We start from the raw sequence: 26,255 nt of genomic DNA, 5'->3' as shown, positions 1-26,255 counted from the left end.
CCAGTCGTTTCTGGCTTAGATGACATAAGCGACATTGAAGGTAGGTAGATCAAAGATGATTCCAGTGCAGGGATTTGAAGGCGGAAAGGTCGCCGTTCTGGGGTTGGGCCGGTCCGGTTTGGCCACTGCAAGAGCCTTGCGCGAAGGCAGCGCGGAGGCAATTTGTTGGGACGACAATCCAGCCGCACGGGAAACCGCTGAAGGCGAAGGGTTCACCTGTCGTGATCTGTCACGCCAAGGCGAGTTTGAAGACATTGCCAGCCTGATTGTGTCGCCAGGCATTCCGCATCTCTACCCGGAACCCAACCCCGTGGTTGCGGCTGCTTTGGACGCAGGTGTGCCAGTAGACAATGACATCGGTCTGTTTTTCCGCTCTTTTGCAACGCGACAATGGGACAGTTTTGAAACCATGCCCAAAGTGGTGGCGGTGACAGGCTCCAACGGGAAATCCACCACGTCGGCGCTGATCCACCATGTGTTGAGCGAGGCGGGACGGCGCACGCAACTGGCGGGCAATATTGGTCGCGGGGTGCTCGATATTGACCAGGCCGAAGACGGCGATGTGGTTGTGTTGGAGCTGTCGAGCTATCAAACCGACTTGGCGCGCAGTCTGACGCCGGACATTGCAGTGTTCACCAACCTGAGCCCGGATCATTTGGACCGGCACGCGGGCATGGGCGGCTATTTTGCCGCCAAGCGCCGCTTGTTTGCCGAAGGTGGGCCGGATCGCGCGGTGATCGGTGTGGATGAGATTGAGGGCAAGTATCTGGCGGGGCAGCTGTCTGAAGGAGCTGCGGATGATCGGGTGATGCGGATTTCAACCGACCGCAAGCTGACCGGGGCGGGCTGGAACGTTTTTGCCCGCAAGGGGTACCTGAGTGAGTATCGAAAGGGCCGTCAGGCGGGCTCGTTAGACCTGCGGTCAATCAAAGGCCTGCCGGGGACGCACAATCATCAGAATGCCTGTGCTGCCTATGCGGTGTGCCGTGCGTTGGGCTTGGCGCCTCGGGTGATTGAGACTGGGTTTGCTTCGTTTGGTGGCTTGCCCCATCGCAGCCAGATCATCGCTGAGCAAGATGGCGTGACCTATGTAAATGACAGCAAGGCGACCAATGTGGATGCAGCCAAAAATGCGCTGGCGGCCTTCAAAAACATCCGCTGGATTTGTGGTGGTTTGGAGAAAGAGGGCGGGCTTGGCGATTTGGCAGAGAGTGCCGGTGGCGTAAAGAAGGCCTATGTTATTGGGCGTGAGGCTGCGGGCTTTGCGATGCAACTCAAAGGGGTCGAGGCTGAGGTGTGCACAGATATGGCGACGGCTGTAGCCAAGGCTGCGGCTGAGGCAGAGGCGGGCGATACGGTGTTGTTGGCCCCGGCCGCGGCGAGTTTTGACCAGTACAACAGCTTTGAAACACGCGGCGAAGATTTCGCGGACTGCGTTGCGGAGGCGCTTAAATAATACGGTTGGCTAAGGCGTCTTTTTAGGTACGTTTGACAGACATCAAAGTGGGCGGAAAATGGCCTGTTTATTCTGAATTCACGCAAGGAAATGAAGAGCTTGTTCCTTGTAAATCACGCAGACGTTCATAGGTCTGTAGTGTAACGATGAAAGGATCTGACGATGCAAATTCAGGTGAATACCGACAACTTCATTCATGGTGACGAGCGTGTGATCGAGGTGGCTGAGCTGGCCGTTTCCAACGATCTGCAGCACATGAGCGACCGTCTGACCCGAGTGGAAGTGCATCTGAAAGATCAGAACGCGGACAAACATGGGCCGGACCATATTCTGTGCACCATGGAGGCGCGTCCGCGTGGTAAAGGGCCATTGTCTGCGCACCATGAAGCGGCAGACATTCAGGCGGCGCTGAAAGGGGCGGCGAAGAAGCTGCGCACCCGCCTGACCAGTGAATTTGGCAAGGCAGGCAACCACCACTGAGCCATGGGATAATCTCAAAAGCTAAGAATTGCATGGCGTCGCCGGACTTTGGCGACGCCACTTTTGTGCTACGCTGTTTCTAAACTACGGGGGAAGGGACTGTGCATTTTGATTTAGCACATACGGTGATCATTGTTGTGGCGCTGGTCGTGATCAAACTTTTCGTGATTGTCACAGGGCTTGTTTCGGAAGAAGAGCGAAAGCAGGTCAGTTGGAAGATGATCCTCGCCTATTTTGTCGTCATTCTATTTGTGAACGCTGTGTGGGAGCACTGACTTATCAAGGCTGTTCCACTTACTCTAGTTTTGCTGAGATTTCTTGTCCGGCGGCCCATCCTGATGACCAGGCCCATTGAAAGTTGAAGCCGCCAAGCCAGCCCGTGACGTCGGCGGCTTCGCCAATCACATAAAGGCCGGGCATGGTTTTGGCTTCCATGGTTTTGGAGGACAACCCGTCCGTGTCGATACCACCCAAGGTGACTTCAGCTGTGCGGTAGCCTTCGGTGCCGGTGGGCACCAATTCCCAGCTTTTTAAGCTGTCACACAGGGTGCGCAGTGTGACGTCGGACTGATCTGCAAGATTGCCGGAGAGGTCCATTTCACCTGCCAGATGCTCGACCAAGCGGCTTGGCAAAAGTGTGGCCAGTTCCGTTGTCAAGTTGCGGCGGCCTTGGGCTTGGCGCCGGCTGCGCAATTCTTCAAATGGGTCGATGTCCGGAAACAGGTTGAGGGCAATCGGTTGGCTTTCTTGCCAATAGGAGCTGATTTGCAGCATCGCGGGCCCAGAGAGGCCGCGGTGGGTGAACAGCATGGCTTCGTCAAAGGCTGTACCGTTGGCTGTGGCTCGGACCGGATGGGCCACGCCGGAGATGGCTTTGAAGCGGCCATCGGAGAAGGTGAAGGGCACAAGTCCTGCGCGGGTGTTAGTGACCTTGAGGTCAAACTGGCGGGCGATGTCATAAGCCAGACCTGTGGCGCCCATCTTGGGAATAGATTTGCCGCCGGTCGCCAGCACGAGGTTCCGGCACGTCAGAGTTTCGCGGCGACCGGATTTTTCGATGTCGATGGTGAAGCTTGTTCCGCCATGTCCAACGGACACAATCTGGGTTTCCAGCCACAGCTCAGCCCCGGCTTGCGCCATCTCGGCCCGCAACATGGCGATGATGTCTTTGGCGGAGTTGTCGCAGAACAGTTGGCCTAGGGTTTTCTCGTGATAGGCGATGCCGTGGCGCGCCACCATGTCGATGAAGTCCCACTGGGTGTAGCGGCTGAGGGCGGATTTGCAGAAATGCGGATTGCCGGAAAGGAAGTTCTCGGGACCGGCATACATATTGGTGAAGTTGCAGCGTCCGCCGCCGGAAATCCGGATCTTCTCACCGGGCGCTTTGGCGTGGTCAAGCACCAGCGTGCGCCCGCCGGTTTGCGTCGCACACATCATGCCAGCGGCGCCAGCACCCAAAATTATGGTGTCCCAAGTCATGGGCGCGGGGTGCCTGATATGGCGGCTTGCGTCAAGGGGCGAGGGGGAGGGGGAACCAGTTGAGAATTTTGCAATTGGCCTGCATCTTATTTGGATTTCGATTGCACAAAAGCTGGCAGTGGCAGGTCTGATCCATTACGTTGTGCGTCATGAGACGCGACAGCTCACTAATTTGCAAACGGCCTGCGGCATAGTAATGACGATCGACGTCTTGCTACCGGAACTGCGCGCCTATGCGCTGTCTCTATCCAAACATCGGCATGATTCCGAAGATCTGGTACAAGATGCCATCGAGCGGGCATTGCGATCAGATAAGCGCCCCAAACCGCTGGCTGATCTGCGCCCATGGATGTTCCGCATCATTCGCAATCTGCATGTGGATGAGACACGAAAAAAACGGGTGCGCATGGAATATTCCAATATGCAAAGCCGTTTATCTAGTGATCTAACGCAAAGCCACAACCATGCCGAAGACATGACGGTGCGGATGACATATGCAACTTTACCCGCAGCCATGCGGGAGGTGTTGTTTCTGGTGGATGTCATGGGCATGAAATATGCCGAAGCTGCAGAGATTATGGATGTGCCGCATGGCACGGTGATGAGCCGAGTGAGCCGGGCGCGGCGCGCGCTGATCAAAGCAATGCAAGCCGGCCCTGAGGGGGCTGATGAGGATACCAAAAAATGACCGATCTAAACGACAGCGATTGGGACCTGATCAACGCCTATGCGGACGGCGAATTGCCTGACTCTGACTTGGCGGCCTTCGAGGCGCGCTTGACCAATGAGCCTGCGATACAAGAGGCGTTGCAGCAGGTGCAGATGGTGTCCAGCGCATTGGCGCAGATGCGCCCGGAGGTGGCCCCGGCTGCGACAAAGCCCGTGCAACCGGCAAACCGGAACTGGCGCCCGCTTGCGGCTTGCGCCTCTTTCGCGGCTGCGGCGATTGTGGCAGCGGGCGTGTTCTTCATGTCATCCAAGGCGCCAAAATCCGCCATTGAACTACATCAGGCTTTCTTGGACACAAACTACACACTGTCGTCAGGGTCCGATGTTCACACAATAGACGTGCAAGCAAATCCTCAGGCACCAGAATTGCTGATGGCCAATCTGTTTCTGGTGGAACAGGTTGCTTGGTCAGGGGATCGCAGTGCCGCGCATTACAAAGGGCGCAACAATTGCCGTCTGACGCTAATTTCCGGGCCAAATGTGACTGCCGGTGACGCACCGGACGGCATCCGGTCTGCGAAGTGGCAAACCGACGGGCGTGGCTTTGTGGTGATGGCGTCAGGCATGGATCAGCGTCGGTTCAACGCAATAGCGGAGTTTTTGCGTCAGGCGACCGATGCGCCCACGCAGCCCAATACGGTTTTGGCAATGAAACAGGCCACGGATGCGGCCGCGCCCTGTCAGCAAGTCTAAAAAAGGGATAGCCCATCACCATTCAAATCCGCGTTTGGGCCGGAATGGTGAAAGGCTTTGGTTGCGCAAGATTAGCTTTTGCCAGGGAAGTTGGGGCGGTCTTCGCCGTAGTGTTCGCTGAGATAGTTCAGAATGACGGTCAAATCCGGCTCTTCGATTTCACTCATGCCCTGATCTTCGACCATCCATTCAAACAGTTCGATCCAGCCTTCGCGGGTGAGACCCTGCTGAGCCACAATCATCTCTGAGTGACAGGCGGAGCAAGCGTAGTAGGTTTCTTCCACGCCCGGTGCGTCAAACAGGATTCCAAACTCGTACTCTTCTTCCTCTGCTTCGGCCGCTGCTGGCGCTGCTGCGGTGTCAAAACTCAGTGGCGCATCGCTGTTCTGATTGAGATAGGCAATCAGGTTGGCCCGGTCAGAGGTTTTCTTCATGCCTGCGAAGGTCATTTTGGTGCCTTTGACCAGCGCTTTTGGTTTGGTCAGGAAGGCGTCAAGTTGATCGACAGACCAGGTGCCACCAAGCGCAAACAGCGCCTTGGAGTATTTGTACCCGTCCACGCCCGCGATCGGCGCGCCCACGATACCATAGAGATTGGGGCCGGTCTTTTTCTTGCCGCCCTGATCCACGGTGTGGCAGGCCTTACATTTCTTGAATGCCTTTTCCCCTTTGGCAAGGTCTGCCCGGGACAGAAGATCGGCAACGGTTTCGGCAGTGGACATGGCTGGCAGAGCAATCGTGAGGCAAAGGCCCAGAGTTGCCCCGATGGCGGGGATACGCATGGCGGTCTCCTGAAGTGATAAAAATTTTAGTACGGACGGCGTCAACGCGCCGCCCGTGTGTTGGGGTTAGCTGACGCGCAGGCCAACCCGGTGCATGGTGTTGTTGAGATACCCTTTGGGGTTCCAATCAATGGCAAACGGCTGCATCTCGCCATTGCTGTCCGTGGCGCGGGCCCAGACTTCGTAGTAACCGGCCTGCGGGAACGACACGTTCGCGCGCCAGTTCTGCCAGGCGCCGGAGTTCACCGGGGCGTCTAGCTCTGCGTTTTGCCAAGTGGTGCCAAAGTCAGATGAAATCTCCATCTTTTCGATGGTGCGGTCACCGGACCACGCGTGGCCGCGCACTTCGGTTTCCATGCCCACATCCGCGCCATTGGCAGGGAAGGTCACCAGTGATTTCACCGGCATACGCTCGATGATCACAAAGTCCTCGGTCGCAACCTTTTCACCCGGAGCCACCGGACGGTTTGGCACACGGTAAGCCTTGCCGGTCATTTTAGGACCGTCATGCACCACGTCGCGCAGCTCAATGCGTGTCAGCCACTTCTGCGCCGTAGACGCAGGCCAACCCGGCACCACTAGACGCAGCGGCGCGCCGTTGAGAGGGTGCAGCGGTGCGCCATTCATTTCAAACGCGATCAAGATCTCGTCGGTCATCGCCTTGGCAATCGGCATCCCACGTGAAATTGGCAGCTTTTCTGGGTCGCCGGACAGGTGGGTGTCTGCACCGTAGTGGGCTGTGTAAACCACGTTGGACTGCACGCCGGCCGCTTCCAGAACGTCTTTCAGACGGACGCCGGTCCACTCAGAACAGGCCACCGCACCATAGGTCCACTGGTTGCCTTTGGCAGGTGGATTGAAGAAGCCACGGCCGTTGCCGCCACATTCCAACGTCAGGGCGCTGGTGACCACTTCGAATTTTTCTTTTAAGTCAGCAATGCTCAGCGTCATGGTCGTGTCGACAAAACCATCAATGGTCAACGTCCAGCTTGCCGCATCAACATCCACTGGCGGAATGCCGTTGTTGCGCACAAAGTGGCGCGAGGTTGGGGTGATCGCATCGTCCAGCAGCTCTGGCGGAGTTTCCGCATTCACCGGGCGGTCGTTCAGCAGCGTCAGACCGTCTTTGCCAACCAGAACGTCCTCAGACGCCATCGCTGCGGGTACAAAGCCAATCGGTATATTGCGGTGAAATGGGATCGACGTGCCCACCATGGCAGCCATTGTCGCCAGGCCTGTGCGTTTGAGGAAGCCACGGCGGTCTGGGTTGGGCACCCGACCAAAAAATTCCTTGTCCGCCTTTTCCGGATTTTCTGCAAAAAAGCTGTTTACGTCCTTAGTCTTGTCGTTGTCGGCCATATTGTCCTCCCATGGCGTCCTGCTGTTGGGCGCAGCCCACTGTTTGGTGGTTGCAAGGAAGAAACGGATGGGTGCGACAATTTATTCCCTTGAGATGCATGTTTTTTGGCAGGTGTGTGAATTTGTAGAGAAACTGCACAAAAAACCGCTCCAGACAGTTTGTCGGGAGCGGTTTTTGTCACTGGCTAGGAGGCGCTTTATCAGGCCACGTGGCTCGGCGTGTCTGTGTTGTCCAAACCCGACATGCTTGGTGGCATTGTTTTGAACTCGGCCACGGTGCAGGATAGGGGTTTGGATTTCGTCTGCACGCCTTGCATTGACGCGTTCACCTCAAAGAAGGCGGCCGCGTTTTCCTGTGTCAACTTGTCCAGACGTCCCACAGTCACGTTGATTTCGTTGATGCCTACTGAACGATGTCCGGCGTACCGGCACTTTTCAGGGTGTCATTTTGCGAACTGAACGCGGCGACGGCGGTGGCGTCTTTGTCAAAAATAACAAGAGCGGAGATTTCACCGGAGGCGGGCGCGCGGTTATAGGTGGACGACAGGTCCTCTTGCACGGCGGCAAAATCGCCGCCTTTCAATGCTGTCATACTGGTGCGCGACCAGGACACGGTGCGGCCATGGTTGGTCAGGGTCTTTTTACTGCGTTGCAGCACTTGCAGCGCCGCCACGCTGGCGCCTTCCCAAGCAGCGAAGCCATCGCGGAAGTAATTGACGTTGGGGAAGCTCCGCTCGACAGCCATCTCAGCGGCTTTGGAGGAGCGCATACAGGAGTGGCCGTTGCAGCAGAATACAAACGGTGCGTCTGCGGCGACAACCTCAGCCAATGCATCTTGGGTCAGGGCGGATTTTACGTCCAGATGCACGGCGCCAGGGATGCGGCCGGCGTCAAAATCGGATGGTTTGCGCACATCGGTGAAGGCAACACCGTCATCGAACAGCTGGCCCGCTTCTTCAGAGGACACCGTGGTTGCGCCGGAGACGGTTTCGGGGGAGGTGGCGGAAAGCACGGCAAAGGGCAGCAACGCCAGGGAGGCGCCTGCCGTAAGTGTGCGACGGAAGTTGTTCATTTTGCTCTCCAAGTTTGAAGGCCGGGGGGACCATTGGCGCTAGGTGGCGCGCAAACATTCTGAAATACTGATGATCTGTAAAACCTGAGTGATTTTTGCTTGGGCGCAGGGGTGGGTTGCGCACGGCGTGTTGGGAGTGTGTTAAGGCGCATATTTTTGCGACCGGTCTGTGCTGGCTACGAGTCGTTAATCTACCGCGGGTGGCCCTGTTGGCGTGAAAATGCCGTAGCGGATTCTCTTTACTTTCCATAAAGCGCTTTGGGTGTTAGTGTTTCACTCAGACCCGGAAAACGGGCGTTTTGAGGCAGAGATCGGCGGTTCCCGATGACAGAGATGGTGTATGGCGCGTTGCCTTCGCAGGCGCGTGAGCCCGTGCTCCCCAAGTGGTGGCAAACCCTGGACAAATGGACGATGGCGTCCATTGTGATGTTGTTTTTGATTGGCTTGATGCTGGGCATGGCGGCCAGTCCGCCTTTGGCGGCCAAGAACGGTTTTGCGCCGTTTCACTATGTGCAGCGGCAGGTCATCTTTGGCGGTGCGGCCCTCGTGGCCATGGTTGTCACGTCGATGATGTCGCCACAATTGGTGCGACGTCTGGCGGTGATGGGCTTCGTAGTGACCATGGTGGCGCTGGCCTTGTTGCCGGTGTTTGGCACCGATTTTGGCAAAGGCGCCACCCGTTGGTATTCGCTAGGGTTTGCGTCGTTGCAACCGTCCGAGTTTCTCAAGCCAGGGTTTGTTGTGGTCGCCGCGTGGCTTATGGCCGCCAATGAGGAGATCAATGGTCCGCCCGGACGGCGTTGGTCTTTCCTGTTGATGATGACCATTGTGGTCATGCTCGCCCTGCAGCCGGACTTTGGCCAGGCTTGCCTGATCCTGTTTGGCTGGAGCGTGATGTATTTCGTCTCTGGTGCGCCGATGTTGCTGATTGGTGGCATCTGCCTGTCGCTCATTCCGGTGGCCAATTTTGCTTACAACAATTCGGAGCACTTTGCCCGTCGGATTGACGGCTTTTTGGACCGCTCCGTCGATCCAACCACACAAATTGGCTACGCCACCGAGGCGATCCGCGAAGGTGGGTTGTTTGGTGTTGGCGTGGGCGAGGGCCAAGTGAAATGGTCGCTGCCGGATGCGCACACGGATTTCATCATTTCCGTAGCCGCCGAAGAGTACGGGCTGATCCTCGTGTTTGCGATTATGATCCTCTACGCGACCATTGTTTTGCGGTCCTATTTCCGACTCATGCGTGAACGGGACCCGTTCATTCGCCTGGCCGGCACCGGCCTTGTGGCGATCTTCGGCGTACAAGCGCTAGTCAACATGGGGGTCGCGGTGCGGCTACTGCCTTCTAAAGGCATGACTTTGCCATTTGTCAGCTACGGCGGCTCCTCCCTGATTGCAGGGGGGATTGCAGTTGGCATGATTTTGGCGTTTACCCGCTCGCGTCCACAGGGCGAAATCAGTGATATTTTACGGGGTCAAACCCGTTAACAGGTGGGTGCGATGAGCAAACAGCCTCTTTTAGTGATCGCTGCCGGGGGGACCGGTGGCCATATGTTTCCTGCGCAGGCTTTGGCCGAGGTCATGCTGCGCAAAGGCTGGCGGGTGAAGCTCTCCACCGATGCGCGCGGTGCGCGCTACACCGGTGGCTTCCCGCATACGGTGGAAATCGAAGAGATGAGCTCGGCGACCTTTGCCCGTGGCGGGGTGTTGGCCAAGTTGGTCGTGCCGTTCAAGATTTTGGGCGGCGTGCTGGGCGCGATGTCCAAGATGCGCAAAGACCGACCTGATGTGGTTGTTGGTTTTGGCGGCTACCCGACCATTCCGGCAATGGGCGCGGCCTGGCTGATGAAGTTGCCACGAATGATCCATGAGCAGAACGGCATTTTGGGCCGCGTCAATCAGGTCTTTTCCAAGAAGGTGGATGTTGTGGCCTGTGGCACTTGGCCAACAGCTTTGCCAGATGGCGTCGAAGGCACACCCGTAGGCAATCCGGTGCGTAAGGCGGTGATGGATCGCGCGGGGGCAGGGTACATTGCGCCCGGAGACTACCCGATGTCGCTGCTGGTGATTGGCGGCTCCCAAGGGGCGCGGATTTTGAGCGATGTGGTGCCAAGCGCGATTGCATATCTACCATCTGAAATTCTGAAAAACCTGCGGGTGAGCCATCAGGCGCGCGGCGAAGATCATGAGCGGGTGACGGCGTTTTATGAAGAACAGGGCATTTCGGCCGATGTGCAGCCGTTCTTCCAAGACGTGCCGTCGCGCATGAGCGAGGCGCAGCTTGTGATTTCCCGCTCTGGGGCGAGTTCTGTTGCTGACATCAGCATCATTGGGCGGCCTTCTATTCTGGTGCCTTTTGCTGCGGCAGCGGGTGACCATCAGACCGCCAATGCGCGCGGATTGGCAGAGGCAGGGGGCGCAATTGTGATCCCGGAAGGCCTGCTGACCCAAGAGACATTGACCGAAAACATCACAACCATCCTGTCCAATGCTGCCGGGGCCACACAGATGGCCACCGCGGCGTTGTCGGCGGGCAAGCCCGACGCGACCGAGACCCTTGTGGCGCTGGTCGAAGATCTGGCCAAGAAGGACCAATAATATGAACGCAGCAACCAAACTTCCCGGTGACGTGGGCGCCATCCATTTTGTGGGCATTGGCGGTATTGGCATGTCCGGCATTGCCGAGGTGCTGCTCAACCACGGCTATACGGTGCAGGGGTCTGATTTGAAGTCGACCAAGATCACCGAACGGTTGGCGGATATGGGCGCGACCATTTTTGAGGGCCAGCGGGCCGAGAACCTTGCGAACGCCGAAGTGGTGGTGATTTCTTCCGCCATTAAGCCGGGCAACCCAGAGCTGGATGAAGCGCGTTTGAAAGGCCTGCCTGTGGTACGCCGCGCAGAGATGCTGGCCGAGCTGATGCGTCTGAAATCCAACATTGCGGTGGCGGGCACCCATGGCAAAACCACCACAACCACCATGGTGGCGGCGCTGCTTGATCATGGCAAGTTTGACCCCACCGTGGTCAATGGCGGCATCATCCACGCCTATGGATCCAACGCACGTGTGGGCGATGGCGAGTGGATGGTTGTGGAAGCGGATGAAAGCGACGGCACGTTTAACCGTCTGCCCGCGACCATTGCGATTGTGACCAACATCGACCCGGAGCACATGGAGCACTGGGGCACCGAAGAAGCGCTGCATCAGGGCTTCTATGACTTTGTGTCCAACATTCCGTTCTACGGTCTGGCTGTCTGCTGCACCGATGATCCGGACGTACAGACTTTGGTGGGTAAGATCACCGACCGTCGTGTGGTGACCTTTGGTTTCAACGCGCAGGCTGATGTGCGGGCGGTGAACCTGACCTACAAGGCGGGCGTGGCGCATTTTGACATTCAGCTGCAGGGCGAAGACGCTGTGATCGAAGGCTGCACGTTGCCGATGCCGGGGGATCACAACGTGTCCAACGCGCTGTCTGCCGTGGCGATCTCGCGGCATCTGGGTATGAAGCTTGATGAAATCCGCGCCGGTCTCGCCGCTTTTGGCGGGGTCAATCGCCGCTTCACTAAAGTGGGTGAAGTTATGGGCGGCGTGCCTGTGATTGATGACTACGGTCACCACCCGGTGGAGATTGCTGCCGTGCTGAAAGCTGCACGGCAGGCGTTGGGTGACAGCGGTGGGCGCGTGATTGCTGTACATCAGCCACACCGCTATTCGCGTTTGCACTCGCTGTTTGAGGATTTCTGTACTTGCTTCAACGAGGCGGATGTTGTGGGCATTGCCGACGTCTTTGCGGCGGGCGAAGCGCCGATTGAAGGCGCCAGCCGCGATGACCTGATCAACGGATTGGTTGCACATGGGCACCGTCATGCGGTGGCGATTGGCCAAGAGGCGGACCTTGTGGCGCTTGTAAAAGAAACCGCCAAGCCTGGCGACATCGTGGTGTGTCTTGGTGCCGGTTCGATCAGCGCCTGGGCCAATGCGTTGCCCGGCCATCTGGGCTAAGTCCTTGTCAAATGTGTTGCGCGCGGTAGGCTGCGCGCGAATGACCTAGACGGGATGTTTAACGTGAGCCTTTCCTTGATCCTTGCCTGCCTTTGGGTACTGGCCTCCGCGCTGGTGGCGGCTTTGCCAATGCGCAGGCAATATGTGCCCGGTGTGGCCTTGCTGATCGCGGCGCCGGTGCTGATTGGCGTGATCTTTTATGAACATGGCGCTTTGCTGGGATTTGCGGCGCTGTTTGGCTTTGTGTCTATGTTCCGGCGGCCACTTCTGTATTTTGGCCGCAAAGCGCTTGGCCTGCCTGCGGAGCGCCATGAGCCGGAGAGCGACGCATGACCATTTCCATCACAGCGGCTTTTGTTTGGCTTATCGTGGCCAACTTGCGGGCGATGTTCCCATCCAAGGATCATCATTGGAAATTTGCTTATGTGATGATCGCAATTGGCATTCCGATCCTAATTGGCGTGGCGATCCAGAACAGCATCTGGCTCGCGCTGGTGCTATTGGGCATGGGGGCGTGGATCATGCGCTGGCCGGTGATTTACCTGTGGCGCTGGATCAAACGTGTGAGTGGTATGGAGACTCCAAGTGATCCTTGATTTTACCCTCGCGCTGAATGCGCTGATCTGGTTTGCAACGCTGATCCTGCCGCTCTACGGACTGATCACTGGCTACAAGCTGCGCCGAGACCTGATGATGCGGGCGAGTCTGTTGATTGTGTGTCTGGTTGTGGCTCTGCTGACATTGGAAGTGACATTGAATGTCTTTGCCACAGGCGCGGATCGTGAAGAGCTAACCGTCCTGCAAGGGTACCGTCCTTGGCTGTTCTTTGGCACGTCCGGCAGCTTGGCCCTTGGCTGGGCGCTTTTTGTCATGGGCAAAGCAGTGCGTGGGCGTAAGTAACCAAGCGCAGGCTCTTGCTGTGTGACTCGCGCTTCGGTATCGGTGCGCAACAGGCATTTTGATTTCAAGGAAATACCATGACGACATTGCCGACCCCACGTGGAAAGCTGACCGAAGGCAAAGAACTCTCCGGGCTGACGTGGATGCGCGTGGGTGGACCGGCGGATTTTTTGTTTCAGCCAGCAGATGTGGAAGATCTGGCCGCGTTCCTGAAGGCGTTGCCTGAAGATGTGGCTGTGTTTCCGATGGGGGTTGGCTCCAATCTGATTGTGCGCGACGGCGGCATGCGCGCTGTGGTGATCCGCATGGGGCGCGGGTTTAATCACATCGAAGTGGAAGGCAAGCGCGTGCGGGCTGGCGTGGCGGCATTGGATGCCCATGTGGCGCGGAAGGCGGCACAGGCCGGCGTGGATTTGACATTTTTGCGGACCATCCCAGGTGCGATCGGAGGCGCGGTGCGGATGAACGCGGGCTGTTACGGCAGCTACACAGCGGATGTGTTTGTCGAGGCCACAGCGGTCACCCGGGCAGGGGAGATTGTGACGCTCACCGCTGAGGATCTGAACTTCCAGTATCGGCAGACGGATTTGCCCGAAGGCTGGGTGATTGTCGAAGCGGTTTTGGAAGGCCCATCCGGGGATCCTGAAGAACTGGCGCAGCGTATGGAAGACCAACTTGCCAAACGCGACGCCACGCAGCCAACCAAAGACCGCAGTGCGGGCAGCACCTTCCGCAATCCGGCTGGGTTTTCCTCCACTGGCAAGGCGGATGACGTGCATGATCTGAAGGCTTGGAAAGTGATTGACGACGCTGGCATGCGCGGCGCCCGCGTTGGTGGTGCGCAGATGAGCGAGATGCACTCCAACTTCATGATCAACACCGGTGACGCAACTGCCGCAGATTTGGAAAATCTTGGCGAGGAAGTCCGAAAAAGGGTTTTCCAAAACAGCGGAATAGACCTACAGTGGGAAATCATGCGCGTCGGCGAACCGGCGGCGGATTGATGCCTCAGTCTGGACCCGTTAAACGGTCATTAACCAAGAACTGAGATCACTAATAAAACAAGGGCGCAAAGCCCGACTTTAGGGTCAATGACCCATTGAGCGCAGGGCCATGTGCCCACCCCGAGCAGGCAGTCCATGCCTGATGAATAAAACAACAGCCCAACGCGGCTGTGAAAAATGAGTCCAAAAAGGGCTTGTATAAGAACAGGGCCAAAAAGGGTCCGGGACATTGAGGCACAGTGGGACTGTCAGAGCAGGCAACCCCCAAGGTGGCAGTATTGATGGGCGGCCCCTCTGGAGAACGAGAGGTGTCACTGTCTTCAGGGCGTGAATGCGCCGCTGCCCTTCGGGACGCAGGATTGGACGTGGTTGAGGTCGATGCGGGCCCCGATCTGGTTGCGCGTTTGCAAGAGATCAAGCCGGATGTTGTGTTCAATGCGCTGCATGGCCGTTGGGGAGAAGATGGCTGTGTGCAAGGACTGCTCGAATGGCTGCGCATTCCCTACACCCATTCCGGCGTTCTGGCGTCCGCCTTGGCGATGGACAAACAGCGCTCCAAAGATGTGTTTAAGCGGGCAGGCTTGCCTGTTGTAGAAAGCGTGATTGCCGATAAGGTTGAGGTGTCCAAGCGCCACGTGATGGCGCCACCCTATGTGGTGAAGCCTAATAACGAGGGCAGCTCCGTTGGCATCTATATCGTCAACGAGGGAGCTAACACGCCGCCACAACTGGCGGAGACCATGCCGGATGAGGTGATGGTTGAGACCTTTGCGCCGGGTCGCGAGATGACCACCACGGTGATGGGCGACCGTGCCTTGGGTGTGACCGACATCATCACCGACGGCTGGTATGACTATGAGGCAAAATACGCTGAAGGTGGCTCCCGCCACGAGGTGCCAGCAAACATCCCGCAAGAGATTTACGACGCCTGCATGGACTACGCGGTGCGTGCGCATCAGGCATTGGGCTGTCGCGGTGTGTCGCGCACAGATTTCCGCTGGGACGAGAGCCGCGGTTTGGACGGGTTGATCATTCTGGAAGTGAACACACAGCCGGGCATGACACCCACGTCTTTGAGCCCCGAGCAGGCGGAGCTGATTGGTCTGTCTTTCTCTGACTTCTGTGCGTGGATGGTGGAGGACGCTTCATGCGATCGGTGACCGCGGTTCGCCGCGATAACGCGCCCTCTCGATGGGTCTACCGCTTTGAACGGTTGATGCTGACGCCGCTGTTCCGTCTATTTTTGCGGGTAGTGGTGCCGTTTGTTGTTGTGGCTGGTGCGACAACGGTCTGGCTGTCTGATGCGGACCGGCGCGAGAGCTTGAATCTGGCTGTGGCGGATTTGCGCCGCGATATTGAAACTCGGCCAGAATTCATGGTGTCTGCGATGACCGTGGATGGCGCATCGCAAGGCACCTCGGAAGACATTCGCGATATTCTGTCTTTGAGTTTCCCAACCAGTTCCTTTGATTTGGATTTGCCCGCCATTCGGGAGCGGGTCGAGGAGTTGCCGGCCATTGCCCGTGTTGCGGTGCGTGTGCGCCCCGGGGGCATTCTGGAACTCAATGTGGCGGAGCGCACTCCGGTTGTGGTGTGGCGCACTCATGAAGGGCTGACGCTGGTCGATCCGAAGGGCAATGTCACCGGTCCAGCCTTGTCACGTGTGGCGCATGCGCAGATGCCTTTGATTGCAGGCGAAGGTGCCGAATTGCATGTGCCTGAAGCCTTGCGCCTGTTCTCGGCCGCTGCGCCTTTGGGTCCGCGTGTGATTGGGCTTGTCCGCGTGGGCGAGCGGCGATGGGATCTGGTGTTGGATCGCGGGCAGCGGATCAAATTGCCAGAGCAAGGCGCAGTCGAGGCGCTGGACCGCGTGGTCGCGCTCAACAACGCCGAAGAGCTTTTGGAGCGAGATATAAAAGTGGTCGATATGCGTTTGGCGCATCGGCCCACAGTACAACTAACAGAACAGGCCGTAGACGCCTGGTGGCAAGCCAGCCAAACGACGGGGACAGTGGGACAATGACAGAGCTTTATCAGAGCCAGCGTGCCATGCGCGCGATGCGCAAAACGGCGATGCAGCGTGGTGTGATTGCGGTGTTGGATGTGGGGACGTCCAAGATTGCCTGTCTGGTTTTGCGATTTGACGGCACCGACCGTTTGGCCAGTGTCGAAGGTATAGGTTCCATGGCAGGGCAGTCCGGCTATCGTGTGATCGGCGCCAACACCATCATGTCCCGTGGTGTGAAGTTTGGCGAAATTGACACCATGCAGGAAACCGAACGTGCCATTCGCACCGTGGTACAGGCGGCGCAGAAGATGGCGAAGATCCGGGTGGATCATGTGATTGCCTGTTTCTCCGGTGCGGAGCCGCGTTCCTATGGTCTGGATGGTCAGATCGATCTGGAGGGCCACACCGTGGACGATCAGGATGTTGCCCGTGTGCTGGCGGCCTGTGACGTGCCGGACTATGGCGCAGAGCGCGAAGTATTGCACGCGCAGCCGGTGAACTTTGCGCTCGACCATCGGTCCGGCCTTGGCGATCCACGTGGGCAGGTGGGGCAGACGTTGACCACCGACATGCACATGCTGACCGTGGACAAGGCGGCGGTGCAGAACCTTGTGCATTGTATTCGCCGCTGTGATCTTGAACTCGCGGGCATTGCCTCCTCGGCGTATGTGTCTGGGCTGTCCGCTCTGGTGGAAGACGAGCAAGAGCTTGGCGCGGCCTGTATTGATATGGGTGGCGGGGCGACCAGTCTGTCAATCTTCATGAAGAAACACATGATCTTTGCGGACACCGTACGTATGGGGGGCGACCACGTCACCGGCGACATTTCCATGGGGCTTCAGGTGCCGACCTCTACAGCTGAGCGGATCAAGACGTTCTACGGCGGCGTTGTCGCCACTGGCATGGACGACCGCGATATGATCGAGTTGTCCGGAGACACCGGTGATTGGGAGCATGATCGTCGCACCGTTAGCCGCGCCGAGCTGATTGGGATTATGCGTCCACGTGTTGAAGAAATCCTCGAAGAGGTGCGTGCGCGTCTGGATGCGGCTGGATTTGAGCATTTGCCAAGTCAACAGATTGTGCTGACCGGTGGAAGTAGCCAAATTCCCGGATTGGACGGGCTGGCTTCCAAGATTTTGGGGCAGCAGGTCCGCCTTGGCCGTCCGATGCGGGTGCATGGATTGCCACAAGCCGCCACGGGGCCGGGCTTTGCCGCGACCGTGGGCATGTGCCTGTTCGCAACACATCCGCAAGACGAGTGGTGGGACTTCGACCTGCCGGTGGATCGTTACAACACACGGCCGTTTGGCAAAGCGGTGCGCTGGTTCAAAGAGAATTGGTGAGAAAGGGGACGCGGACGCGTTTTTGGGGGTGACCTCTGATTAAGCCTTGGTTAAGTTCTGGATAACCGCGATCAAAACGCGGGTCCGGAGCACCGAGCAGTGGTCTCCAAACATGAACATAGCAAACTCCTGCGGCGCTATTTGTGCCCTGGGTGCTTGTGTAGTGTTGTGTGACACTTGTCTTGCCCCGCAAAATCTGGCGGTTTCGGCAAGATGCCGCTAGTTTTTACATTTTTCCCCCATATTTTGTGGCGAAATGCGCTTTTTGGGATGACGATTCTGGAAAGCCTGTTTAATAATGGAGCTGAGTAGGCAGAAAATAGCCCGCTGTGGCGGGTAAACAACAGGCGGACAGTTCTATGACATTGAATCTGACGATGCCCGACGAGGGTGATCTGAAGCCCCGCATCACCGTATTTGGTGTTGGCGGAGCAGGCGGCAACGCGGTCAACAACATGATCGACAAGGAGCTTGAAGGCGTGGAGTTCGTGGTTGCGAACACCGACGCGCAAGCGCTTCAGCAGAGCAAATCTGACAGCCGTGTGCAATTGGGCGTGAAGGTCACCGAAGGTCTGGGCGCTGGGGCACGCGCAACCGTCGGTGCTGCCGCTGCCGAAGAAAGCATCGAGCAGATCGTGGATCACCTCGCAGGCGCACACATGTGCTTTATCACGGCAGGTATGGGCGGAGGCACCGGCACAGGTGCGGCCCCAATCATCGCGCAGGCAGCGCGTGAGCTGGGTGTTCTGACCGTGGGTGTTGTGACCAAGCCGTTCCAATTCGAAGGCGCAAAGCGTATGCGTCAGGCCGAAGAGGGCGTGGAACAGCTGCAGAAGATGGTCGACACGCTGATCATCATTCCAAACCAGAACCTGTTCCGTTTGGCGAATGAAAAGACAACCTTTACCGAAGCCTTTTCTATGGCGGACGACGTTCTGTATCAGGGCGTTAAAGGTGTGACAGACCTGATGGTTCGTCCGGGCCTGATCAACCTCGACTTCGCAGACGTACGCGCTGTGATGGATGAGATGGGCAAGGCGATGATGGGCACCGGTGAGGCCGAGGGCGAAGATCGCGCCATTCAGGCTGCTGAGAAGGCCATCGCCAACCCACTGCTGGATGAAATCTCCCTGCGCGGTGCAAAAGGCGTGTTGATCAACATCACCGGCGGCCACGACCTGACCCTGTTCGAACTGGACGAAGCGGCCAACCGTATTCGCGAAGAAGTCGACGCCGATGCCAACATCATCGTGGGTTCCACCATGGATGAAAACCTTGACGGCGGCATGCGTGTGTCCGTTGTGGCAACTGGTATTGATGCGGCTGAGACCAACTCTGCAATGCCTCTGCCGCGCCGCTCCATGCGTGAGCCTCTGACGGCGACGCCAACCATCGAAACCGCACAGCAGGTTCCTGCTGTAGAAGAAGTGGCCCCGGCGGCTGCAGTTGAAGCTGCGCCCGCAGTGGCAACTGCTGAGCCATCGTTGTTCCAACAAATGGACACGCAGCAGGCGGCAGCGCAGGAACAGATGGAAGACATCTTCGAAGAGGAAGCGCCCGCGGTTGCTGCTGCACCGGCTGCGCCAACTTTTGATGCGGCATCTGCTGGTGCAGACGTACCAGCGCCAGCTTACCAGCCAACGCCGGCTCAGGCTGTCCAGCCAGAGATGTTTGATGAAGAGCCACAGGGGTTTGTTGCGCCACAGCGTCCTGCGCCTGGCACTCCAACACCACAGCTGATGCAGCGCCTGCAAGCTGCTGTTGAAAAAGCGCCTGCTGCGCCGGCCCGCCCTGCGGTACCTGCGCCTGCACCAGAGCCTCGGGCAGAAGAGCGTCCACGGTTTGGTATCAACTCGCTGATCAATAAAATGACCGGTCATGGCGCCGAGCAGGGTGCGACACAAACCGCACAGCCTGTGCGTCAGCAGCCAGCGGTTCAAACAAGTGAGCCAGCGCCGCAGATGGACGAAGATCAGGAGCGGATTGAAATCCCCGCCTTCCTGCGTCGCCAAGCGAACTAATTTATTTGTGAAATACTGTGAATAGGCCGCCCAATTGGGTGGCCTTTTTCTTTTTAAAAACAATTAAGTGCGTCATTGTGCGCGATGTTTTGCCGATTTGTTACAGTGATGTTTCACACCGTTACAAAGCTTTATTTGAGAAGACAGGGCAAAGCGCCTACCTCACTATTGCGGCCAATGGGGTGTGCCGCGTCACTTTGGGGAAACCAGTGCAAGCAACGCTAAAGACACCAGTTCATTTTCAGGGCACCGGCCTTCACTCGGGCGCAACTGTGCACCTGACTGTTCGACCAGCCTCCACCGACTATGGGATCTGGTTCAAACGCACAGACGTCTTGCTTGGGGATGCGATGATCCCGGCACGCTGGGATGTGGTTGAGCAAACCGCGCTTTGCACCCGCATCAAAAACGAGGCTGGCGTCTCTGTTTCCACAATTGAACACTTGATGGCCGCTTTGGCTGGCTGTGGCATCCACAACGCCTTGATCGAAATTGACGCGCCGGAAGTGCCTATTCTGGATGGCAGCTCGGCAGATTTTGTACTCGGTTTTCTGAAAGCTGGCATCGTGCGCCAAGGCGCGCCAGTTTGGGCAATCCAAGTGTTGAAGCCAGTGTCTGTGACTCGCGGTGATGCAACAGCCACCCTGGTGCCCGCGGATGAAATGCGGATTGATTTTCACATCGACTTTACCGACGAGGCGATTGGTCAACAGACCAAAGAGCTGAACCTCGCCAATGGCAGCTTCATTCGCGAACTTTGCAACAGCCGTACCTTCTGCCGTCAGGCTGATGTCGACGCCATGCAGGCCAACGGTTTGGCCTTGGGTGGTGATCCGGCGGAAAACGCCGTGGTGTTTAACGGCGCTGACGTGCAGGCCAAAGGTGGGCTTCGCCACGCGGATGAACCTGTGCGGCACAAAATGCTGGACGCGATGGGGGATCTCTATCTCGCCGGCGCACCTTTGTTGGCGCATTATCAGGGCCACCGTGCAGGGCACTCGCTGACAAATGCCCTGCTGCGTGAGTTGTTCTCGCATCCTGACAATTGGCGTTTGGTGGAATGTGACGCTGCGCAAGCGGCACGCCTTCCAGGTGCTGGCGTGCACATGGGCGAATTCCCAGCCGTCGCATAAGGTCGGATTGAAACAATTCCGTCCAAAGGCGTTTTGCCCCGCAAATTTCTATGCTAACAGCATGTGAAAGAGGGGGGTAACCCCCACAGGGAGCAGAAGGTAAGCACTATGTCAGGCATCGGAACGCGCACCCGCCTACTCGGTTCGGTTCTGGCTTTGGCCTTTGCGGTGGCCTGTAGTGACAACAGCGCCAGTGATGCACGCCGTGGCTTGATTGACATGGAGCAATTCACGCCGGAGCAAATCTTTGAACGCGGTGAGTTTGAGATGGCACGCGACCGGGGTACCGACGCGGCGTTTTTCTTCTCTGAAATTGAGCGGCTCTATCCCTACAGCGAGTTGGCCAAGCGCTCGATGGTGATGCAGGCTTTTGCCTATCATTCCGATGGGGCTTACCCGGAGGCACGGGCCGCAGCGCAGCGCTATATCGATTTTTATCCGGCAGACGAAGATGCGGCCTATGCGCAGTATTTGCTGGCGCTGACCTACTATGATCAAATTGACGAAGTGGGCCGCGACCAAGGGTTGACCTTCCAAGCTTTGCAAGAGCTGCGCAAAGTGATCGAAATCTATCCGGAAAGCGAATATGCGCGATCCGCGATTTTGAAATTTGATCTGGCCTTTGACCATCTGGCATCCAAAGAGATGGAAATTGGTCGCTACTATCTGCGTCGGGATCACTACAGTGCAGCGATCAAGCGATTCCGTGTGGTTGTCGAAGACTTCCAGACCACGACACATGCGCCAGAAGCGCTGCACCGTCTTGTGGAAGCCTATCTGTCGCTGGGGCTTTATGGTGAAGCCCAAACCGCTGCGGCAATTCTCGGGCACAACTTCCAATCCACCGAATGGTATCAGGACAGCTACAAACTGCTGCGCGAAAACGGGCTGGAAGCCAAAGCGGACGGCAGCAGCTGGCTCAATCAGGTTTATCGCCAGACGCTGCAAGGCAAATGGCTGTAACAGGGGGCGGGGCATGCCCTGTTGTGTGAGGCCTAATGCTGCGCTCGCTTGAAATCCGCGACATGTTGATCATTGACCGCCTGGACCTTGCGTTTCAGCCGGGGCTGAATGTGCTGACCGGCGAAACCGGTGCCGGGAAATCCATTTTGCTGGACAGCTTGGGATTTGTGCTTGGCTGGCGTGGCCGTGCGGAGCTGGTGCGTGCCGGGGCCGATCAAGGGGAAGTGGTGGCAGAGTTTGATCTGCCAGAGGGCCATCCTGCCCATGCCATTCTGGACGACGCGGGCTTGCCTGGCGGCGATGAGCTTATCCTACGGCGTATCAATCGCAGTGACGGGCGCAAGACCGCTTGGGTGAATGACCGCCGTGTCTCCGGTGAAGTGCTGCGGCGGCTTTCCGAAACCTTACTGGAGTTGCACGGCCAACACGATGATCGCGGGTTGTTAGACCCCAAAGGCCACCGTGACGTGTTGGATCTCTTTGCCGGTACAGAGAAATTGCGCGCAAAAACGCGCAAGACATGGTCTCAAATGTCGGCCGCAGGCAAGGCGCTCAAGGCGGCACAGGTCGCCTTGGAAGAGGCCAAAGCAGAGGAAGATTTCTTGCGCCATGCGGTGGCCGAGCTAGACAAGCTGGATCCGCAGCCGGGGGAAGAAGCCGAGCTGGATACGCGCCGCCGAATGATGCAGAACGCTGAAAAAGTGCGCGCGGACGTGAGCCGCGCTCATGCGGCCCTTGGCAATGACGGTGCGGAAAGTGCGATGGGCGACGCGATGCGATGGCTGGGGGATGCCGCCGCGGAAACGGGTGATACTCTGGAAGCCCCTGTGGCCGCATTGGAGCGTGCTCTGAATGAGCTCGCGGATGCCATCGACGGCGTTGAACGTAGTCTTGAGGCTTTGGATTTCAATCCTCATGAGTTGGAAGAGCTCGAAGAACGCTTGTTTGCGATCCGTGGTTTGGCCCGGAAATATAACGTGTTGCCGGATGATCTGGGCACCTACGCTGAAGAGCTGCGCGCTCGATTGACTGCGTTGGATGCTGGCGAAGGCGACATCGCCGCTCTTTCGGCGGATTTGAAAGAAGCTGAAGCGGCATATGATGTGGCTGCAGATGCGCTGAGCGCCGCACGAAGCAAGTCCGCAAAGAAACTCGACAAAGCTGTGATGGGGGAGCTGGCCCCACTGAAGATGGAACGCGCGGTGTTCACCACAAGCGTGACACCTGGTGACGCCGGGCCGGATGGTCGAGACGCCGTGGAATTTGTGGTCGCCACAAACCCGGGGGCGCCCTCCGGCTCATTGGCCAAGATTGCTTCCGGTGGCGAGTTGAGCCGCTTTCTTTTGGCGCTCAAAGTGTGTCTGACCAATGATATCAGCGGTATGACCCTGATCTTTGACGAAATTGATCGGGGCGTTGGCGGCGCAACTGCGGATGCGGTTGGGCGTCGCCTCAAAGCGCTGGCCGAAGGCGGACAGGTGCTTGTGGTCACCCACTCCCCGCAAGTGGCGGCGCTTGGGGCGCATCATTGGCAGGTGGCGAAGTCGGTCAAACAGGGCCAAACCCTGAGCCGCGTGGTGCCGCTGGATGATGGCGAACGTGTGGATGAGGTGGCGCGGATGATCTCCGGCGATACCATCACACCTGAGGCGCGGGCGGCTGCTAAAGCTCTGATGGGGTGAACCTGTCCATCATTGGGACAAAAATCACGCACGCGCAGGCACTTTGGCGTGAAACCCCCTGCTTACCTCTTTGCGTTACAAGAAAATTCTGACTAGATCGAAATAACCACACTCGGCACTCTTACCCTGGAGATTTTGCAGCACTATGGCGAAGTCGGTAGGCTCCTTCCTTGCAGAAAGCGCACAAGACGCGGCGGATACCTGTCGTGGCGGTTGGAAGGTTTTGGTCAACAAAGGTCCAAGCCAGTTTCAGTTCTGGATCATTGCGCTTGGCATTGGGATTGCGGCGGGGTTTGCGGCGCTTCTGTTTCGCAAAAGTATCCACTGGTTACAGTCCACGCTTTACGGTGCAGAAGATGTGACGCTGCTGCATTCATTTGCAGACACTTTGCCGTGGTATTGGCTGGTGATCATTCCGACGATTGGCGGTCTGGTAGTAGGACTCATTCTCAACAAGTTTACACCGGACGGGCGCGTGCGCTCCGTGGCGGATGTGATCGAAGGGGCGGCGCTGCAGGAAGGCCGTGTAGAGCGCAAAGCGGGCATTGCCTCTGCCTTTGCCAGCCTGATCACCCTGTCTTCCGGAGGGTCGACCGGCCGTGAAGGTCCGGTAGTGCACGTGGCCGGTATGATTGCCACCTGGGTCAGTGTGCGGATCAACGCGGATGGGATTACCGGGCGTGATTTGTTGGGCTGTGCTGTGGCAGCGGCTGTGTCGGCAAGTTTCAACGCGCCAATTGCCGGCGCACTCTTTGCGCTTGAGGTGGTGTTGCGCCACTTTGCGGTGCACGCTTTTGCTCCGATTGTGATCGCTTCCGTCGCGGGTACGGTGATCAACCGTCTGGAATTTGGCGATGTGACCGAGTTCACGCTCAACACCGGCACCGCGCTGCAATTTTACCAGGAGTTGCCAGCCTTCCTGATCCTGGGGGGACTGTGTGGTCTGGTGGCTGTGGCGCTGATGTGGACGATTTTCTGGGCCGACGATATGGCCAGCCACTTGCAGGAAGACCTGCGCATCCCGCGTTGGCTGCGCCCCGCAATCTCTGGCGCGCTGCTCGGCATTTTGGCGATCTGGTTCCCGCACATCATTGGTGTGGGCTATGAGACCACCTCTGCGGCGCTGACCGGCAACCTGCTGCTGCATGAAGCTGTGGTGTTTGCGGTGCTGAAGGTGATCGCCGTGTCGATCACCATGGCAGGCCGCATGGGCGGCGGGGTGTTCTCACCGTCTTTGATGGTGGGCGCGCTGACAGGGTTGGCCTTTGGCATGATTGCCACGGCGATCTTCCCGGATGTGTCGGGCACCACGACGCTTTATGCGCTGGCCGGCCTTGGGGCTGTGGCTGCCGCCGTGTTGGGTGCACCCATTTCCACCACATTGATTGTGTTTGAAATGACTGGCGACTGGCAAACCGGTCTGGCGGTGATGGTGGCGGTGTCGATCTCCACCGCGCTGAGCTCACGTTTGGTGGATGGATCGTTCTTCCTCACTCAGTTGGAAAGGCGCAACGTGCACATTGCAGCAGGGCCGCAGGCGTATCTTTTGGCGATGTGTGGTGTCGGGAAGGTGATGCGGAGTAAGGATGATCCCAAGGCGGCCCCCGAGGAGCGCTGTTGGGAGATGGTATCTGAGGGGCTTTATGTCGATGGGACAGCCACGCTGGAAAGTGCGATGCCGATCTTTGAAAAGACTGGTGAAATCTTTCTACCGGTGGTGACGCTGGGCGGCGAAGATGCGCCTCCTGAGTTGCTTGGGGCCGTGTTCCAGGTGGACGCGCTAAGGGCGTATAACAAAGCGTTGGCAGCCACCGCGGCGGAAGAACACTCCTAAACCTCAGGAGTCGTAGGCAATCACACTGTCTGCTTCCATGGTGTAGGTCACGTCTACGTCTGCTTCGCCGTCCACCATGTACAGCGCGTGGCTGTCAAATTCGCTGCGCAATTCGCCGCTGATCCACACCGGTGTGTAGAGGCTGTCAGTGGGGTAGCCCGCAGGATAGCGCACATGCACAATTTGATTTGCTGGCGGCGGAGGGGTGTGGATGCAGGCGCCGACGGTGGGTACCAGAAGGAACTCAACAGCCAGATTGCCGTCGAGCTCGAGCGGTAGAAGGTAGCCAGGCATGCGGATGGTTTGGCCAACCAATTTGGTGTTTGGCGCCTGAGACTCGGCCTCCAACTTGGTCATGATGCGCAGCCGCTCTTCAAGCAGGAAGTCAGCGTCAATGCCCTCGTTGGCCAATTCCACCCTCAAGCTGGCGGCATCATCCTTGGCGTTGGCATCGGTCTCACTCAGATAATCCAATCGCAAAATGCGCGCCAAAGTTTGCATTTGCAGGTCTGTCAGATCTTCAAATGGGTTTTCAAAAGAAGACGTTGGACCTTCGAGATCGGTCCAACCAATTTCCTGAGCTTGTTCTGCGAAAGTCGCGGAGGCCGCCAATGATAGGGCTGCTGATAGTAAGAGCGCTTTCATGGCGGGGCCTCCGGATGTGATTTTTGTGCGTCCTATTTGCGCGGCTTATAGTCGTGTGGTCAAGCCGTCTGCCAACGTCATGCGATAGACACGCCATGCTGGCAACAGGCTGGCCAATCCGCCAAAACACAATACTGTGAGTAACAACTGGCCTTCACGCAGTGTGAAGAGGCTTTCGCCCAAGGTGACGCCAAACCGGTTGGCCAGAATTGGCTCTGCAAACAAGCCTGCCCCCCAAAAGATGAGCACACCAACGCCGATGCCTGTGGTGGTTACCAAAAGGGCTTCCGATACAATCATGAGGACCACATCGCGCGGTGTCGCCCCAACCGAGCGGAAGATGGCAAACTCGCGTCGCCGGGCTTCCAATGCAGCCGATAACATCACCACCATGCCAATCATACTGGCCACGACCACTGCCAAAGACATCAAGCGCAGCGCGTTTTCCGCTGTGCCGGTGATGGACCAGAGCTGCAGCAAAGCGACATTTGGCATCACAGCGGCCAGAGGTTCTGCTTTGTAGGTCGCAATGGCACGCTGCACGCCCAAAACGGCGGTACGGTTGCTCAGGCCTACATAAACGGCGTTGATCTGACCGGGCACAAAAGCGTGGTCGTGATCATGTCCATGATCGTGACCATCATGCACTTCGTGTTCGTC

At 57.7% G+C, this 26,255-nt stretch carries 27 protein-coding genes; 20 read left to right on the top strand and 7 right to left on the bottom strand.

Features of this window, described 5'->3' with window-relative positions; genetic code table 11:
* Window positions 1–55 precede the first annotated feature (55 nt).
* The 3 genes from murD to JXR15_RS07230 all read left to right on the top strand — a co-directional run bounded on the left by murD (window position 56) and on the right by JXR15_RS07230 (window position 2,211).
* Window positions 56–1,456 (top strand): UDP-N-acetylmuramoyl-L-alanine--D-glutamate ligase, encoded by a 1,401-nt coding sequence (murD, locus tag JXR15_RS07240; RefSeq protein ID WP_422052563.1) that lies wholly within the window; start codon window positions 56–58, stop codon window positions 1,454–1,456.
* A 162-nt stretch (window positions 1,457–1,618) separates the two neighbouring features.
* Entirely contained in the window at window positions 1,619–1,936 is a 318-nt protein-coding gene (locus JXR15_RS07235) for an HPF/RaiA family ribosome-associated protein (protein WP_422052562.1), read from the top strand.
* Between the two features lie 101 nt (window positions 1,937–2,037).
* The gene (locus JXR15_RS07230; protein ID WP_422052561.1) at window positions 2,038–2,211 is read left to right on the top strand and encodes a hypothetical protein; all 174 of its coding nucleotides are present in this window, start codon (window positions 2,038–2,040) and stop codon (window positions 2,209–2,211) included.
* Between the two features lie 19 nt (window positions 2,212–2,230).
* On the opposite strand, the gene JXR15_RS07225 is transcribed toward JXR15_RS07230, so the two are convergent.
* On the bottom strand, window positions 2,231–3,415 hold the full coding sequence (locus JXR15_RS07225) for an NAD(P)/FAD-dependent oxidoreductase (protein ID WP_422052560.1): 1,185 nt from the start codon (window positions 3,413–3,415) through the stop codon (window positions 2,231–2,233).
* A 196-nt stretch (window positions 3,416–3,611) separates the two neighbouring features.
* Here JXR15_RS07225 and JXR15_RS07220 point away from each other — a divergent pair, with 196 nt between their 5' ends.
* Together JXR15_RS07220 and JXR15_RS07215 are read left to right on the top strand one after the other, a co-directional pair.
* Window positions 3,612–4,103 (top strand): RNA polymerase sigma factor, encoded by a 492-nt coding sequence (locus JXR15_RS07220; RefSeq protein WP_422052559.1) that lies wholly within the window; start codon window positions 3,612–3,614, stop codon window positions 4,101–4,103.
* A complete protein-coding gene (locus JXR15_RS07215; RefSeq protein ID WP_422052558.1) occupies window positions 4,100–4,837 on the top strand; it encodes an anti-sigma factor family protein in 738 nt (245 codons plus the stop codon). Before JXR15_RS07220 ends, JXR15_RS07215 begins: the two co-directional genes overlap by 4 nt.
* A 71-nt stretch (window positions 4,838–4,908) precedes the next feature.
* Here the strand turns inward: JXR15_RS07215 and JXR15_RS07210 are convergent, their stop codons facing one another.
* From JXR15_RS07210 to JXR15_RS07195, 4 genes are all read right to left on the bottom strand, one after another.
* Window positions 4,909–5,619: a c-type cytochrome gene (locus tag JXR15_RS07210; protein WP_422052557.1), complete on the bottom strand. Its 711-nt coding sequence runs from the start codon at window positions 5,617–5,619 to the stop codon at window positions 4,909–4,911.
* A 66-nt stretch (window positions 5,620–5,685) separates the two neighbouring features.
* Window positions 5,686–6,978 carry a sulfite oxidase gene (locus JXR15_RS07205; RefSeq protein ID WP_422052556.1) on the bottom strand — a complete coding sequence of 431 codons (1,293 nt, stop codon included), beginning with the start codon at window positions 6,976–6,978 and terminating at the stop codon, window positions 5,686–5,688.
* 200 nt (window positions 6,979–7,178) lie between these two features.
* Window positions 7,179–7,364 (bottom strand): hypothetical protein, encoded by a 186-nt coding sequence (locus tag JXR15_RS07200; RefSeq protein ID WP_422052555.1) that lies wholly within the window; start codon window positions 7,362–7,364, stop codon window positions 7,179–7,181.
* Window positions 7,365–7,381: 17 nt separating this feature from the next.
* Window positions 7,382–8,050, bottom strand: a complete 669-nt coding sequence (locus JXR15_RS07195; protein ID WP_422052554.1) for a rhodanese-like domain-containing protein — start codon at window positions 8,048–8,050, stop codon at window positions 7,382–7,384.
* A 324-nt stretch (window positions 8,051–8,374) separates the two neighbouring features.
* On the opposite strand from JXR15_RS07195, the gene JXR15_RS07190 reads away from it, so the two are divergent.
* The 15 genes from JXR15_RS07190 (at window position 8,375) to JXR15_RS07120 (ending at window position 24,950) form a co-directional block, all read left to right on the top strand.
* Window positions 8,375–9,541, top strand: coding sequence for a peptidoglycan glycosyltransferase FtsW (locus JXR15_RS07190; protein ID WP_422052553.1), 1,167 nt, complete (start codon window positions 8,375–8,377; stop codon window positions 9,539–9,541).
* 12 nt (window positions 9,542–9,553) lie between these two features.
* Window positions 9,554–10,651, top strand: coding sequence for an undecaprenyldiphospho-muramoylpentapeptide beta-N-acetylglucosaminyltransferase (gene murG, locus JXR15_RS07185; protein ID WP_422052552.1), 1,098 nt, complete (start codon window positions 9,554–9,556; stop codon window positions 10,649–10,651).
* Between the two features lies 1 nt (window position 10,652).
* On the top strand, window positions 10,653–12,059 hold the full coding sequence (murC, locus tag JXR15_RS07180; protein WP_422052551.1) for a UDP-N-acetylmuramate--L-alanine ligase: 1,407 nt from the start codon (window positions 10,653–10,655) through the stop codon (window positions 12,057–12,059).
* Window positions 12,060–12,122: 63 nt separating this feature from the next.
* Complete coding sequence (locus JXR15_RS07175; RefSeq protein WP_422052550.1) at window positions 12,123–12,392, top strand: DUF2484 family protein; 270 nt, start codon at window positions 12,123–12,125, stop codon at window positions 12,390–12,392.
* On the top strand, window positions 12,389–12,655 hold the full coding sequence (locus JXR15_RS07170; protein WP_422052549.1) for a DUF2484 family protein: 267 nt from the start codon (window positions 12,389–12,391) through the stop codon (window positions 12,653–12,655). The genes JXR15_RS07175 and JXR15_RS07170 overlap by 4 nt, the downstream gene beginning before the upstream one ends.
* Window positions 12,645–12,959 (top strand): hypothetical protein, encoded by a 315-nt coding sequence (locus tag JXR15_RS07165; protein ID WP_422052548.1) that lies wholly within the window; start codon window positions 12,645–12,647, stop codon window positions 12,957–12,959. The genes JXR15_RS07170 and JXR15_RS07165 overlap by 11 nt, the downstream gene beginning before the upstream one ends.
* Before the next feature lie 77 nt (window positions 12,960–13,036).
* Window positions 13,037–13,963, top strand: coding sequence for a UDP-N-acetylmuramate dehydrogenase (gene murB, locus JXR15_RS07160; RefSeq protein WP_422052547.1), 927 nt, complete (start codon window positions 13,037–13,039; stop codon window positions 13,961–13,963).
* Window positions 13,964–14,244: 281 nt separating this feature from the next.
* Complete coding sequence (locus JXR15_RS07155) at window positions 14,245–15,123, top strand: D-alanine--D-alanine ligase (protein ID WP_422052816.1); 879 nt, start codon at window positions 14,245–14,247, stop codon at window positions 15,121–15,123.
* Window positions 15,111–15,986, top strand: a complete 876-nt coding sequence (locus JXR15_RS07150) for a cell division protein FtsQ/DivIB (RefSeq protein WP_422052546.1) — start codon at window positions 15,111–15,113, stop codon at window positions 15,984–15,986. The genes JXR15_RS07155 and JXR15_RS07150 overlap by 13 nt, the downstream gene beginning before the upstream one ends.
* Window positions 15,983–17,317 (top strand): cell division protein FtsA, encoded by a 1,335-nt coding sequence (ftsA, locus tag JXR15_RS07145; RefSeq protein WP_422052545.1) that lies wholly within the window; start codon window positions 15,983–15,985, stop codon window positions 17,315–17,317. The genes JXR15_RS07150 and ftsA overlap by 4 nt, the downstream gene beginning before the upstream one ends.
* Window positions 17,318–17,676: 359 nt before the next feature.
* Window positions 17,677–19,338 carry a cell division protein FtsZ gene (gene ftsZ / locus JXR15_RS07140; protein WP_422052544.1) on the top strand — a complete coding sequence of 554 codons (1,662 nt, stop codon included), beginning with the start codon at window positions 17,677–17,679 and terminating at the stop codon, window positions 19,336–19,338.
* Window positions 19,339–19,547: 209 nt separating this feature from the next.
* A complete protein-coding gene (lpxC, locus tag JXR15_RS07135) occupies window positions 19,548–20,471 on the top strand; it encodes a UDP-3-O-acyl-N-acetylglucosamine deacetylase (RefSeq protein WP_422052543.1) in 924 nt (307 codons plus the stop codon).
* Window positions 20,472–20,579: 108 nt separating this feature from the next.
* Window positions 20,580–21,434, top strand: coding sequence for an outer membrane protein assembly factor BamD (locus JXR15_RS07130; protein WP_422052542.1), 855 nt, complete (start codon window positions 20,580–20,582; stop codon window positions 21,432–21,434).
* Window positions 21,435–21,469: 35 nt separating this feature from the next.
* The gene (gene recN / locus JXR15_RS07125; RefSeq protein WP_422052541.1) at window positions 21,470–23,116 is read left to right on the top strand and encodes a DNA repair protein RecN; all 1,647 of its coding nucleotides are present in this window, start codon (window positions 21,470–21,472) and stop codon (window positions 23,114–23,116) included.
* Window positions 23,117–23,261: 145 nt separating this feature from the next.
* Window positions 23,262–24,950: a chloride channel protein gene (locus JXR15_RS07120; RefSeq protein WP_422052540.1), complete on the top strand. Its 1,689-nt coding sequence runs from the start codon at window positions 23,262–23,264 to the stop codon at window positions 24,948–24,950.
* A 3-nt stretch (window positions 24,951–24,953) separates the two neighbouring features.
* Here the strand turns inward: JXR15_RS07120 and JXR15_RS07115 are convergent, their stop codons facing one another.
* Both JXR15_RS07115 and JXR15_RS07110 read right to left on the bottom strand, forming a co-directional pair.
* The gene (locus JXR15_RS07115; protein WP_422052539.1) at window positions 24,954–25,595 is read right to left on the bottom strand and encodes a DUF3299 domain-containing protein; all 642 of its coding nucleotides are present in this window, start codon (window positions 25,593–25,595) and stop codon (window positions 24,954–24,956) included.
* 45 nt (window positions 25,596–25,640) lie between these two features.
* The coding region (locus JXR15_RS07110) for an ABC transporter permease (protein ID WP_422052538.1) at window positions 25,641–26,255 on the bottom strand (615 nt) is incomplete at its 5' end.

Source organism: Shimia sp., assembly GCF_049116215.1.
Taxonomy (GTDB): domain Bacteria; phylum Pseudomonadota; class Alphaproteobacteria; order Rhodobacterales; family Rhodobacteraceae; genus Shimia.
This window is presented reverse-complemented; position numbering and strand designations above follow the sequence as displayed.